The 11946-nt window shown below is 66.0% G+C and carries 13 protein-coding genes; 5 read left to right on the top strand and 8 right to left on the bottom strand.

What is annotated here, in order from left to right; all coding sequences use genetic code 11:
• Positions 1-9: 9 nt before the first annotated feature.
• The 3 genes from V1318_RS05680 to V1318_RS05670 form a co-directional block, all read right to left on the bottom strand.
• Positions 10-510 (bottom strand): DinB family protein, encoded by a 501-nt coding sequence (locus V1318_RS05680; RefSeq protein WP_332938507.1) that lies wholly within the window; start codon positions 508-510, stop codon positions 10-12.
• A 252-nt stretch (positions 511-762) separates the two neighbouring features.
• Entirely contained in the window at positions 763-1101 is a 339-nt protein-coding gene (locus V1318_RS05675) for a hypothetical protein (protein WP_332938506.1), read from the bottom strand.
• A 134-nt stretch (positions 1102-1235) separates the two neighbouring features.
• Complete coding sequence (locus V1318_RS05670; protein ID WP_332938504.1) at positions 1236-2162, bottom strand: alkaline phosphatase family protein; 927 nt, start codon at positions 2160-2162, stop codon at positions 1236-1238.
• 267 nt (positions 2163-2429) lie between these two features.
• On the opposite strand from V1318_RS05670, the gene V1318_RS05665 reads away from it, so the two are divergent.
• The 3 genes from V1318_RS05665 to V1318_RS05655 are packed head-to-tail and all read left to right on the top strand — an operon-like array spanning position 2430 to position 5178.
• The gene (locus V1318_RS05665; protein ID WP_332938503.1) at positions 2430-3584 is read left to right on the top strand and encodes an SPFH domain-containing protein; all 1155 of its coding nucleotides are present in this window, start codon (positions 2430-2432) and stop codon (positions 3582-3584) included.
• 20 nt (positions 3585-3604) lie between these two features.
• Positions 3605-4918: a TFIIB-type zinc ribbon-containing protein gene (locus tag V1318_RS05660; protein ID WP_332938502.1), complete on the top strand. Its 1314-nt coding sequence runs from the start codon at positions 3605-3607 to the stop codon at positions 4916-4918.
• Positions 4918-5178, top strand: a complete 261-nt coding sequence (locus V1318_RS05655) for a hypothetical protein (RefSeq protein WP_332938501.1) — start codon at positions 4918-4920, stop codon at positions 5176-5178. The genes V1318_RS05660 and V1318_RS05655 overlap by 1 nt, the downstream gene beginning before the upstream one ends.
• Positions 5179-5281: 103 nt before the next feature.
• Here V1318_RS05655 and V1318_RS05650 read toward each other — a convergent pair whose 3' ends face one another.
• Together V1318_RS05650 and V1318_RS05645 are read right to left on the bottom strand one after the other, a co-directional pair.
• A complete protein-coding gene (locus V1318_RS05650) occupies positions 5282-5734 on the bottom strand; it encodes an SRPBCC family protein (RefSeq protein WP_332938499.1) in 453 nt (150 codons plus the stop codon).
• 25 nt (positions 5735-5759) lie between these two features.
• Positions 5760-6122 carry a metalloregulator ArsR/SmtB family transcription factor gene (locus tag V1318_RS05645; RefSeq protein WP_332938497.1) on the bottom strand — a complete coding sequence of 121 codons (363 nt, stop codon included), beginning with the start codon at positions 6120-6122 and terminating at the stop codon, positions 5760-5762.
• A gap of 203 nt (positions 6123-6325) precedes the next feature.
• Here V1318_RS05645 and V1318_RS05640 point away from each other — a divergent pair, with 203 nt between their 5' ends.
• Positions 6326-6982: a phytanoyl-CoA dioxygenase family protein gene (locus tag V1318_RS05640; RefSeq protein ID WP_332938495.1), complete on the top strand. Its 657-nt coding sequence runs from the start codon at positions 6326-6328 to the stop codon at positions 6980-6982.
• Positions 6983-7132: 150 nt separating this feature from the next.
• Here V1318_RS05640 and V1318_RS05635 read toward each other — a convergent pair whose 3' ends face one another.
• The 3 genes from V1318_RS05635 to V1318_RS05625 form a co-directional block, all read right to left on the bottom strand.
• A complete protein-coding gene (locus V1318_RS05635) occupies positions 7133-8392 on the bottom strand; it encodes a delta-60 repeat domain-containing protein (RefSeq protein WP_332938493.1) in 1260 nt (419 codons plus the stop codon).
• Between the two features lie 455 nt (positions 8393-8847).
• Positions 8848-9912 (bottom strand): ATP-binding protein, encoded by a 1065-nt coding sequence (locus V1318_RS05630; RefSeq protein ID WP_332938491.1) that lies wholly within the window; start codon positions 9910-9912, stop codon positions 8848-8850.
• A gap of 1 nt (position 9913) precedes the next feature.
• Entirely contained in the window at positions 9914-10606 is a 693-nt protein-coding gene (locus tag V1318_RS05625) for a response regulator transcription factor (protein WP_332938489.1), read from the bottom strand.
• Positions 10607-10812: 206 nt separating this feature from the next.
• Between V1318_RS05625 and V1318_RS05620 the strand changes: the two genes are divergently transcribed.
• On the top strand, positions 10813-11616 hold the full coding sequence (locus tag V1318_RS05620) for a MipA/OmpV family protein (RefSeq protein ID WP_332938487.1): 804 nt from the start codon (positions 10813-10815) through the stop codon (positions 11614-11616).
• Positions 11617-11946 lie beyond the last annotated feature (330 nt).

Genomic DNA, 11946 nt, shown 5'->3' with positions numbered 1-11946 from the left:
TGGACAACGTCAGTTCCCGCGCCGGCCCGGTTCGCTTTGGTGCAAGAACTTCGTATACAGATCGCGGGGCGCGTCCATCGAAACGGATTTGAGGACCTCGCCCACGTTGCCCCGATGGTAGCCGCCATGGGTGACGACATGCAGCAGCATCTCTTCCCTGGACATCCGGCCGCGGTCGCCGTCGGTGAACCGGAAATCCAGGACTTCGGCCAGGACCGGCTCGGTCAGGCCGGAGACGTAATCCAGATACCAGGCGTCCGAAGCCTGGACATCGTCGCGCAGCTGCTGGAGGCCGGGCGTGTCTTGCGTGTTGGTCGCGTCGAAGGCGTGCGGCCTGCCGCTCAGGTGGGCGCGGAAGATCTGGTCGGCGACGTAGACATGGTTGAGCGTGCGGATGCAGGAGTGCAGCCGATCGCCGTGCTGCGCAGGCACGGTGGCCAGCAGCGCGAACAGCTCCGAGTTCGCCCAGGCCTTGTAGCCGAACAGCGATTTCATCGTCGCGATGGTCATGAATTTCCTTTCGCAAGTTCAGGGCATGAACCGTCGGAAGGCGCGCAGACCGCCTGGACGCGCCCGAAACGCCCGAGCGCGATGGGCATGCCCCTCGAGGCCCGGCGCACCTGGCCGCCCGGCGGTAATGCCGCGCGACGGACCGCCGAGGCCGTGGGCCCGCCTCCGACCGGAGGGAGCGATGATAGCGGGTACGCAGGCCGGGCTTCCTTACCGCCCACGCCTGGCACCGGCCGAATCAGGAACCCTGGGCTAGCGCTTGCACGCCTCGCGCCCCACGTAGTCCGCGACCGACCCCGGTGCGACCGGCGCCATGTCCGGGTCGGATTTCGACCGCGCCATGTCGGCCAGCGTGGCGCCGGTGCCCAGGTACTTCACGGTGCTGTTGAGGCAATCGTAGAAGCGCTTGGCGTAATGGGTGCCGCTGGCGCCCGTGCGCTTGGTGATGACGGTGCGGCCGGGCCATTTGCCACCGATTTCCAGGATGTAGTACTGGGCCTTGGCATCGCCGGGGATGCCCAGCGGCCATTCGTAAGCGCAGGTCGCGGCCGAGAACAGAAGCAATGCCGCACCGAGGGCAAGACGTCGCATCGTTATCTCCTTTGGCGCCAAGCCCGGGCCAAGCGGCCACAGCCGGCCGCCACATGATGCGCCCGCCGCGGCGCCAGGTCATGCCGCGCAGCCGCATCGCCCCGCCCTGCCGCCTGCCCTGCCCGAACCCGGGCCTAGCGCGCGCGCCCGCAGGCGGGATGGGTGCGGCCGGCGGTGGGATTGGGCAGCCCGAAGAAGCCGAGGATGTGCGGGGCGGCGCCGTCGATCTGTTGCAAGGGGGCCGCGCTCAGGTCGCCGCGACAGTAGGCCGGGTGGGTCTCGGGCTGGCCGTAGCTGTTGTTGAGAATGAGGAGGGCGGCGCGCTCGCCCGGGGATTGCCCGCCGTGCTTGTCTTCCAGGCCGCCGTGGTCGGACGCCACCACGATCAGCCAATCCTCATTGGCGTAGTTGGGACGAGCGACGAGAGCGTCCAGCACCTGCTGGATCTGCGCGTCTTCCTTGCGGATCATCTGCTGGTAGTGGGGATTGCGCGGCTCGTAACAGCAGACGTGCACGTCCACGTTGTGGAGGTAGTAGAAGATCGCGGTAGGCGCCCGATCCTGGGCCAGCCAGCCTTTGACCGTATCGGTGGCCTGCTGGGAATCTTTGTCGGCGTTGGCGACTACCTGATCCGCGCCCTGCGGCAGCAGGTTATGGGTGATGTTGTACCAATCGCCGACCACCGCGATGGTGGCGCCCGGATCGGCCTGCTCGATGAGGTCGAAGACATGCGGCTTGAGCATCGGCAGGGCTTTGTCGTTGCCGGCGACGCCGTGCTGGTCGGCCCAGAAACCGGTGAAGACGCTGGCCCAGCCGGGGCCGCTGACGGTTTTCTGGGTTCCGCCGGCCAACAGATTGCGGTGGTAGGCGCCGCCGCGCATGAGCGCGGCCAGGGCCTGGGTCTGCGCGCAGCCGTCGCAGGCCAGGGCATCGCCGCGCAGGCCGTCGATACCGATCACCAGGACGTGGCGGTCCAGGGTTGCGGCCGGAGGTTTCGGTGCGGTGGTGGAGCAGGCGGCGAGGAGGAGAACCAGGACCGACCATAGGCGATGCGCGCGCATTGGGGAGTTTTCCTGAGGTTTGACGGGTGGCCCGGCCCTGGTCCTTCAATCGCAACGCACTCGGTCTGGCGCAGGTATGGGCACCGTCCGAGGCTGCGGGTCCGCCTCCGATCGGACGCAACGATGATAGCGGGTACGCCGGCCGGGTTTTACCGCTCACGCCTGGCAGCGGCCGAGTTCAGCCCGCCTCCAGCCCGCCGCGCGGAACTGTATAGTTCCGGCGAGCAAGGCGGGCACGGTGCCCGGCCAAGAAACCTGGGGAATGTCATGGGTCTGGTGCAGGCGGTGGCGGGTGCGGTCGGCGGCGTGCTTGCCGACCAGTGGAAGGACTTCTACACGGTTCCCGACGGCCTGCCGCCGACCGCGGCGCTGTTCGCCGCGGTGCCGCGCGGCACCAATGCCGGCCGCGGTTCGAATACCGGCGGTTCCTCCAACATCATCAGCAACGGTTCGAAGATCGTGGTTCCCGAGGGCTACGGCTTGCTGCTGTTCCAGGACGGCGCGATCACCGGATTCGCCGCCGAGCCGGGCGGCTACGAATGGCGCTCGGACGACCTCAACTCCAAATCCATCTTCGCCGGCGACGGCCTGGTCAGCTCGCTGATCAAGCAAAGCTGGGAGCGCTTCAAGTTCGGCGGCCAGCCGGGCGCGCAGCAGGCCGCGTTCTTCGTCTCGCTGAAGGAGTTGCCGGACAATCGCTTCGGCACGCAGTCGGAAATCTACTGGAACGACGGCTTCCTCAACACGCAGGTAGGCGCGCTGACGCGCGGCTCCTACACCCTGAAGATCGTCGACCCGATTCTGTTCGTGAAGAACTTCGTGCCGGCCACCTATCTGCGGCCCGGCCAGGTCTTCGATTTCACCGACGTCGACAACGCCGCCGCCAGCCAACTCTTCAACGAAGTCGTCGGCTCGCTCGCCCCGGCCTTCAGCCTGTATACGAACGATGCGGACAAGGGCAACCGCATCACCAAGATCCAGCAGGACTCGCTCGGTTTCGCCAAGAGCCTGTCCGATGCGGTGGAAGCGGGCTATCAGTGGAAGTCCGACCGCGGCCTGGCCATCGTCAAGACCGCCATCGTCTCCATCGAGTACGACGCCAACACCCGGGAACTGCTCAAGACCGTGCAGCGCGCCGACGCGCTGTCGGGTGCGCGCGGCAACTCCAACCTGCAAGCCAGCGTCGCGGCGGGCATCCAGTCGGCCGGCGAGAACGGCGGCGCGGCGGGCCTGATGGGCGTCGGCATGGCCACGGGCATGGTCGGCGCAGGCATCGGCAGCCTGCAGCAGCCGGTGGCGCCGGCCGCGGCCGCCGCCGACGATCCGATCGCCAAGTTGAAGAAGGCCAAGGAGATGCTCGACCTGGGCCTGATCACGCAGGCCGACTACGACGCGCTCAAGACCAAGACGCTGGGCCTGTAAACCGGAGCCGCGTAGCCGCCATGTCGAACCCTACCCGTTCGTCGCCGCCGCCGCTGCCGCCGTACACCGGCCCGGGGTCGCCGCAGGACGTACCGCCCCTGCCCGGCAGTTCGCCGCTGGATCCGGCCGCCTTGCCCGAGCCGATTCGCGACGAGCTGCTGGCGCCCGATCCGGTCGCCATCGACACGTCCTCCGACGAGCTCAAGGACGGCCTCAATCGCTGCCCGAAATGCGGCGCATCCGACATCCGCCACAAGCCGGGCAGCGACCTGCTGATCTGTCTGTATTGCCGAAACGAGTGGCACGGCGCACGGGTGGAGGAGGAGTTCGGACTCGGCGAGGGCCTCGACCAGCTCAAGGGCACCGTCGTCGCCTCGGGCGCGCGCGACATCGCGGCCGACGCCGCCAGCCTGATGACCTTCAAGTGCACCGGCTGCGGCGCCGAGGTGACGGTCAACACCGACACCGCGATGACCGCGCGGTGTCACTGGTGCCGGCACGTCTTCGGCGTCAACGAGCAGGTGGCCAACGGCGCGGTGCCCGACGCGGTGCTGCCGTTCCACATCCGCAAGGACGATGCGGTCGCCCGTATCCGTCAGTTCGTGGACAAGCGCCGCTTCTTCGCCTTGAAGGCCTTCAAGGAGCAGTTCACGCCGGAGAACGTCGTCGGCGTCTATTTGCCGTACATGATCGTCGACGGCAAAGCCAGCGCCGACATCGCCGGCGAGGGCGAGATCCAGACGCGCCGCTACACCCGAGGCAGCGGCGACGACAAGAAGACCTATTACGACGCGGACGTCTACCGCGTGGAACGGCACGTCGACTTCACCGTCGACGACCTGCCGCTGGAATCCTCCACCGAGCGCGGCAATCTGGATACCCGGGTCAACACCAACAACATCATCAACACCATCCTGCCGTTCGACACCAAGAACGCGGTGAAGTGGAACGCGTCCTATCTGTCGGGCTTCAGCTCGGAGAAGCGCAATACCGACGTGCAGCACCTGCTCCCGCGCCTGGAGGACCAACTGCTGTCGATCGCCCGCGCTCAGGTCGAGGGGTCGGTGGAGCGCTACGGTCGCGGCGTGCGCTGGGAGCGGGAGCGGCTCGACGTCCACGGCACGCGCTGGGTGTCGATGTACTTGCCGGTGTGGCTGTACTCCTACCACCAGCCGGGCAGCAACGGCGGCATGCTGCATTACATCGCAGTGAACGGCCGCACCGGCGAGACGATGGGCAGCGTGCCGGTGCAGCAGTGGAAGCTGCTCTTGACCGCCATCACCGTCGGTACCTTCCTGGAAGGCATCGCACTCTGGATCGTGGGGAACTCTTAGTGAGCGACGACAGCGGACTGTGGCTGCTCCTGATCGGCCCGGCCGGCGCCGCCGGCCTGTATTGGAGCCTGTACCGGTACTACCGCAACACCGACAAGTCGCACGCGTTCGAACGCGAAACGACGGTCGAGGCCCAGCCGGTGACCGGCTCGGACCAGAAGATCGGCGAGGTGACGGGAACGCGGGAGACGGAGATCGACGGCAACAACGTGCAGGCGTACCGCAAGCGCGTGCAGCGCATCGGGAGCGATACGGGCTGAGTTGTGCCACGCAGTGTCGGCGCCCGAGGAAGGCCCCTCGAGGCCTCCTTTTCGCTTCTTTAGCGCTCCGCCCGCATCCGGTCTATCACCCGCACCGGCGTGGTCAAGCGCCGCCCGCGAGCAGCTCGTCCAGCTGCGCGAACTGTTCGGGCAGGCCTTCGGCCGAACCGGCGAGGGCTTCGTCCAGGGCGGCTTGCGTGGGGTAGAGTTCGTGCAGGGTGACCCGTGTCCTGCCGGCGTTTTCTTCGAACGTCACCGTGGTCACGGCGCCCTGGTCGCTTTCCTCGTTCGTCCACACGATGCGCTGGTTCGGCGTTACGTCTGTGTACGTGCCGAAGAACGCCATCGGTTGCTCGGTGGCGGGATGGCGGAACACGAGGCGGTACTTGCCCCCGGTGCGGACATCCATCTCGCACGAGAGCAGCGACAGGCCCGCCGACTTCGGCACCCACCACTGTTTGAACAGTTCGGGCCTGCTCCACGCCTGGAAGACGATGTGGGCGGGAGCATCGAACGTCCGCATCGCGACGAATTCGCGGTCGGACTTGCGCTCCACGACGGTGCGATCGATTGCGGCGGGACTAGCTTCGTTTCCTTTTGGCATTTGCCCTCTCCTCGCGTTTCAACTGTTCGACTACCTGGTCGAGCGCGTCGAAGCGCGCACTCCAGAGTTGGCGGTGCCGCTCGATCCAGGCGGCTTCTTCTTCCAGCCGACGCTGTCCGAGCTTGCAGGTTCGTACGCGGCCGACCTTCTGAGTGGTCACCAAGCCCGCCTGCTCCAATACGCTGACGTGCTTCTTCATGCCCGTGAGGGTCATGTCGAACTTTTGGGCAAGGTCGCTGATGGAGGCTTCCGAACCCCCAAGGTGCTCGAGCACGCCACGCCGGGTAACGTCGGAGAGCGCGGCAAAGGTCGCGTCGAGGCGGTCTTGATAGTGAACCATATGGTTCACTGTAAGGCGCGCGTGGACGATTTGCAAGCGGATGGCCGCAGGCGGGCGAATCGCGGCCGGCCCCGGCCTCGTGGCGCATGGCCCTGCTGCTTAAGAGGGCCGCCGCCCATTGCGCGCTTGCTTCGCCTTCGGGCTGTCCTTCCGGGCACGGACTCGGTAAAAGAACCGGCACCCGCAGGCGAAGCCGAAGACCCATGATCGACCGCGAACAACTCCATCGGGACGGCTATGCCCTGCTCCGCGGCGAAATTCCGGCGGAGTGGCTGGGCGATCTGCGCCGCGCGTTCGATATGGGCGTGCAGCCATCGGAGCGATGGCCCGTGCCGCGCGGCCCGGACTGGCGCCATTCGCTGCTGGACCTGGATCCGACCGTGCAGGCCGTCTGCCGGCTGCCGCGCCTGCTGGCCGCGGCCGGCGCGCTGATCGGCGAGCGGTTTTTCCTGGCGCAAGTGGAGGGTCGCGAGCCCTTGCCGGGGCTGGGCCATCAGGGGCTGCACCGCGACCTCTCGGCGCGGCGGCCCGGCGATACCGTGAACGCGCTGGCGTTCCTGGACGACTACGGCCCGCACAACGGCGCGACCCGCCTGGTGCCCGGCAGCCATCGCCCGACGCGGGACGCACCGCCGCCCGGACCGGACGACGAGTCCCGCAGCATGCAGGTCGCAGGCGCCGCGGGCGACGTCCTGGTGTTCGACGCCGATCTGCTCCATGCGGGCAGCCTGAATCCCGGCGATCTGCGCCGGCGCTCTCTGCTCATCGGCTACTTCGCGGAATCCAATTACGCACGGCACCTGCAAACGGTGCGGCTGCGCGGCATCCGGATGGACACCGGCGAACGGTTCGAGCCGTAAGGCGCAGTTACGGGCGTCGTGCTTTTTACTTACCAGCCGACACCGGCGATTCCCACATGACAGGTAAGGAGCGAGGCCCCCTCCCGCCGCGGCGGGCGAGAGGGCGCCTTCCTCATGCTGCTCTTGAGGCCTGCGGTTTTGATCGGCGACTTATTGGTAGCGGGCAACAACGAAGGTCACGGGCGAGTTGCCATAGCCTGCCACGACGATCTTGCCGTCGGCCTGTATGGCGAGCCCTTGAACCGCGGCATTCGCGCTGCCGACGGAGGTGACGACAGGCCCGAAGCTGTAGTCCTGGTTGCCGTACGGGTCGTAGCGATTCAAGGTCAGCTGGCGGTAGCTGCCCGCGCTGGAGTAGCCGCCGACGATGATGCCACCGTTGGCATCGATGGCGACATCGCTGCCGATCGCGTTGCCGCTGCCGATGGCGGTAAGGACCTTGCCGGTGCCGGATCCGAAATAGCTGTCCAGCGCGCCGGTGCTGGTGTAACGAACGGCGGCCATTCGATAGTAGCCGCCGCTCGCGCTGTTCGCGTAGCCAGCGGCGACGATGTTGCCATCGCTTTGGATCGCCAGCGAAGTGGCGACGGCGGAGTTGCCGGCGAAAGTGCCGCCCACATTGGTCAGAACCTTACCGCCGGTACCGAAAGTGGTGTCCAGCGCGCCTGTGGTGGTGTAGCGCGTCAACGCGAATACGGTGCCGCCGCTGGATGCGTAGCCGGCCAGCACGGGTTTGCCGTCGGCCTGGATGGCCAGGCTGTTGGCGAGGGCCGAGCCGGTGCCCACCGCCGAGGTGACGGTGCCCGTACCGCCGCCGAAGCTGTAATCCAAGGTGCCGCTACCGGTAAGCCGCGCCAGCGCGAAGCCGGAACCGGCATAGCCCGCAACCCAGATCGAACCGCCCTGGATCGCGACGGCGTAGGCTTCCGACGCCCCCGCGTAGAAATTGACGGTCGCCTTGCCCGAGCCGCCGAAGCTGGTGTCCAGCGAACCGTCCGTGTTGTAGCGAACAATGGTGAAGTTGCGAGTGGAGGTGAAGTTCGGGCACGAAGTGCCTGCAACGACGATCTTGCCGTCGTCCTGCAGGGCGAGTGCGCGCGCCTGTCCCGAGCAACTACCGGACAGCGTGGTGGTGACCTGGCCGGTGCCATTGAAGCTCGCGTCCAGCGCACCGCTCGTCGTATAACGGGCCAGGGCGAACTCGCCGAGTGCGTTCTGGCCGGCGGCAACGATCCGCCCGTCCGCTTGGATGACGACCCGGGCGGCGGCACCGTAGTTGCCGAAGGCGGTGGAGGTGGTGCCTGCCGAACCAAACGTGGGGTCCAGCGATGCGGCCTGTGCGGGCGTTGCCGATGCGCTGGCGGCACCGAAGGCCACGACCAACGAGACCTTCATCGTATTGCTGATCATTGCTTGCTCTCCTTGTTGACTGCGGTTAAGTCCATTTGATTGCTTCAATTTACCGTCGCTCGCTGTGCGGCCAACGGCGTGCCGAATGCGCAAGGTTCGAAGGCGGCCGTGAGGATGCACCGCCTGGCAAAGGTATCCGTGCCCGATTACAGATTTCGCACAAGCAGCCGTGTAGCGCGACTTCCTTTCACGGTTACGAGGGCGGGTCGAAACATCGTTGGCTACCAGAGCGAGCGCGGCGGCCGCCTGCCGTCTACCCGGTTGCGCAAGCGCGACGAGTATCCATCTTTACGTCATCTTGCGACAGTAGAGCGCCCTGCCCCGGCGGCAATGCCAGCGGCCCGACTCATCTGCGGGGATAATCGCTGACGCTCGGAGGAACTGCCGAAGCTGATCCGCACGATCGCCCACAGGCCACTGCCGACGATCAGGCGGGAGCGGACGGACAGGAGCTTTCAGTTGTCACGCCGCTCCGGCAACACCACCCGCACTTCCAAGCCGCCGCCCTGGCGCGGAACGGCCCTCACTTCGCCCCCATGCATTTCGATCGCTCTTCGTGCGATCGCCAGGCCCAGACCTACGCCGTGCGACGCAGCATCGCCGCCCTCCGCACGGGTGAACGGCTGGAAGATGGTTTCCAGCATATGCGTGGGAACACCCGGGCCGCGATCGGCGACCGTTGTCGTCAGGACATGGCCATCTGCGGAGACATGGCTGCGGATCTCGACCCGCTCGCCTTCGGGACTGAACCTGGCTGCGTTCCGGATCACGTTCTCGAAGGCCCGGTAGATCAGTTCGCCATTGACCGCCGCCACGAACTGCCCAGGCGCCTCGATGGAGACCGAACGCCCCGACGCGCGCGCCTCGAAGTCGGCGTCTTCGGCGATGGCGTGCAACAGTTCGATGATGTCCACGCGTTCGGGACTCGCCTTTTCCGCGTCCGCCTCCAGGCGATGCAGGGTCAGCAACTCCTCGATGAGCGCATCGAGTCGTTCGCTCTCCCGCACGATGCGGTTGATCATCGCGTCGGCTTGGGCAGGATCTTGGCGCAACAGGCCGATCGCTGCCTGCATTCTCGTCAGGGGCGAGCGTAGTTCGTGGGAAATGTCATGCAGCAGGATCTTCCGCGACTCGGTCAGCTGCTGGAGCTGCGACGCCATCCGATCGAAATCATGCGCGAGATCGGCGATCTCGTCGCGACGCTGGCCCATCAAGGGCAGTACGCGCGTGTCCAGCCGGCCTGCCGCGACCTGGCGCAATGCCCAACTCAGGTGCTGCAACGGTCGCGCCAGATACCAAGCCAGCGCCAAACCCGTAATCAGGATCGCCACGCCAGCAGCCGCGAGCGGCACCGCCACCTTGGTAACCGAAACCCCTGCCGGGCGCTCCACATTCTCATGTTTTGGCTGCGCCGGACTGGTCAGGTAGAAGTAACCCGCGGTGCCCACGATCGTAAGCGTCGTGCTGATCCACAGGGCGATCACGAGCTTGCGGAACAGGCGGACGGGCTTCCACTCCATGTCAGTCCTCCAGGAGTTGATAGCCCAGCCCACGCACGCTCTGGATCCAAGGTTGGCCGTCCGGCCGCGTACCCAGCTTCTGGCGGATGCTGCTGATATGCACATCGATACGACGGTCGAACCGGGCCAGGGGACGGGAGAACGCCTGCTGGGAGATATCCTGCTTGCTCACCAGCTGCCCGAAATGGCGCGCAAGCACCTCCAGCAAGCGGAATTCGGTGCCCGTGAGTTCCAATGGCGCGCCGCGCCACGTCGCGCGCCGGCTTCCGGGCGAGAGAACGAGCTCTCCGGCCTGCAGCACGCGCGAAGCCGCGGCGTCTTTCGCTTCGCGCCCCTCGGTGCGTCGCAGGATCGCGCGTATCCGTGCCACCAGTTCGCCCGGCGTGCAAGGCTTGGGAACGTAATCGTCCGCGCCCATGTCCAGCCCCACGATCCGGTCGATGTCATCGCCACGGGCCGTGAGCATCAGAATCGGCACCGCACTGATAGCACGTATCCGGCGCAAGGCCTCGATACCCGACAGGCGCGGCATCATGATATCGAGCACGATCAGCGCGTAATCGTTCGACGCCGCCTCGGCGACGCCCATCTCGCCGTCGTGGACGGCCGCGACATCGAAGCCCTCGCGCATCAGGTACTGCGACAGCATCGACGTGAGGTCGACGTCGTCGTCGATAAGCAGGATCTTGACCATGCGGGCAAGTATCCACCTGTTCGCCGGTGGAAATCACCGGTCTTCCAGCGGCTTTACTCAGCTTAACCTCCCCGAACCGCAGTCAACCATCGGCGCTCCCAGAATGCGCGCACGTTTTCATTCCGGACATGCGGCCACCCACCTGCCGGCTGTGGACGAGCCCGAATCGAAGCGCCCATTCCACTACCGCCAGGCCGGGCTTTCCAATGAAGAATCTGCTGTGGTTCGTGCTGTTGACAGGATTTTCGTTCAATGCGTTTGCGCAGGCCCAAGGCGAAAACGAGGTCGCGCGAACTCCCTCGCCGTGGGGCTTGGGTGTGGCGATGGCAGTGTCCGACAGCCCGTATGCCGGAGAAGGGACGCGCGTCATTCCCGTTCCGCTGATTACGTATCGGGGCGAACGGTTCTACTTCAGAGGCGCCTCGGCTGGCTGGATCATGGTGGCGGGCGACGGCTTCGAGCTCGCTGCGGTGGCGAAGCCCCGCCTCGCCGGTTTCGACGCCGAGGATCTCGGCCGATCGGAACTGGCCAGGAACGGCATCGACCGTGATTTGCTGGAGGACCGGGACAATAGCCTCGATGCAGGCCTGGGCATGACTTGGCGCGGGCAGGCCGGCAAGCTCGAAGTCGAGTTATTGGCGGACGTGGCCGATGTGAGCGGAGGCCAGGAGGTTTCCGTGCAGTACGGCTACCCCATCGCCTTGTGGAAGGGGATGCTGACCCCGACCATTGGGATGAAATGGTTGTCCGAGGACATGGCTAACTACTACTACGGTACGCTGGATGCGGAAGTTGCTCGGGGCGTGATCGACTACAAGCCGGGCGCCGTCACGATTCCCCGCGTGGGCATCTCGTACTTCAAGCCGCTTGGAACGAAGTGGTCGCTGCTGGTCGCCGCGCATTACGACTCGTTGCCCGACGAGATCAAGAGCAGCCCCCTCATCGATCCCGACGCTGATGGCGCCGCATCCATGTTCATCGGCTTCTCCCGAGGGTTCAAGACCCGGTGACGAAAAGCATGCAAGCTCCATCGTCATGACCACGTTGGCGATGGGTGCGGGCATGTTGCCGCCGCCCTCCAGCAGCTACTGCCATCCACCGTGCTCAGCCATTTGCTTATTCCGATGGCGGTTAGCCTGTATGAACGACTTCCTGCAATGGATCCGTCGGCGCTTCCTGCCGCAAGTATCCGCAACACGCGCAAGGGGAAGTCTTGGTCATGAAAGGCACCCAACCCTCCGCTCCACGCGATCGCGATGCGCAAGCGCTGCCGCTGGGCGACGCAATGTCCGCTGCGGATCGAGCGAACTCAGGCCGGTCTTCTCGACCTGTGCTTTCCG

It is taken from the genome of Lysobacter sp. CCNWLW3 (assembly GCF_036697405.1).
GTDB lineage: Bacteria > Pseudomonadota > Gammaproteobacteria > Xanthomonadales > Xanthomonadaceae > Lysobacter.
This window is presented reverse-complemented; position numbering and strand designations above follow the sequence as displayed.

Bases quoted from the DNA above. Each gene is read 5' to 3' on its own strand.
- V1318_RS05680 (WP_332938507.1), bottom strand. From the start codon at position 510: ATGACCATCGCGACGATGAAATCGCTGTTCGGCTACAAGGCCTGGGCG.
- V1318_RS05675 (WP_332938506.1), bottom strand. From the start codon at position 1,101: ATGCGACGTCTTGCCCTCGGTGCGGCATTGCTTCTGTTCTCGGCCGCG.
- V1318_RS05670 (WP_332938504.1), bottom strand. From the start codon at position 2,162: ATGCGCGCGCATCGCCTATGGTCGGTCCTGGTTCTCCTCCTCGCCGCC.
- V1318_RS05665 (WP_332938503.1), top strand. From the start codon at position 2,430: ATGGGTCTGGTGCAGGCGGTGGCGGGTGCGGTCGGCGGCGTGCTTGCC.
- V1318_RS05660 (WP_332938502.1), top strand. From the start codon at position 3,605: ATGTCGAACCCTACCCGTTCGTCGCCGCCGCCGCTGCCGCCGTACACC.
- V1318_RS05645 (WP_332938497.1), bottom strand. From the start codon at position 6,122: ATGGTTCACTATCAAGACCGCCTCGACGCGACCTTTGCCGCGCTCTCC.
- V1318_RS05640 (WP_332938495.1), top strand. From the start codon at position 6,326: ATGATCGACCGCGAACAACTCCATCGGGACGGCTATGCCCTGCTCCGC.
- V1318_RS05635 (WP_332938493.1), bottom strand. From the start codon at position 8,392: ATGATCAGCAATACGATGAAGGTCTCGTTGGTCGTGGCCTTCGGTGCC.
- V1318_RS05630 (WP_332938491.1), bottom strand. From the start codon at position 9,912: ATGGAGTGGAAGCCCGTCCGCCTGTTCCGCAAGCTCGTGATCGCCCTG.
- V1318_RS05625 (WP_332938489.1), bottom strand. From the start codon at position 10,606: ATGGTCAAGATCCTGCTTATCGACGACGACGTCGACCTCACGTCGATG.
- V1318_RS05620 (WP_332938487.1), top strand. From the start codon at position 10,813: ATGAAGAATCTGCTGTGGTTCGTGCTGTTGACAGGATTTTCGTTCAAT.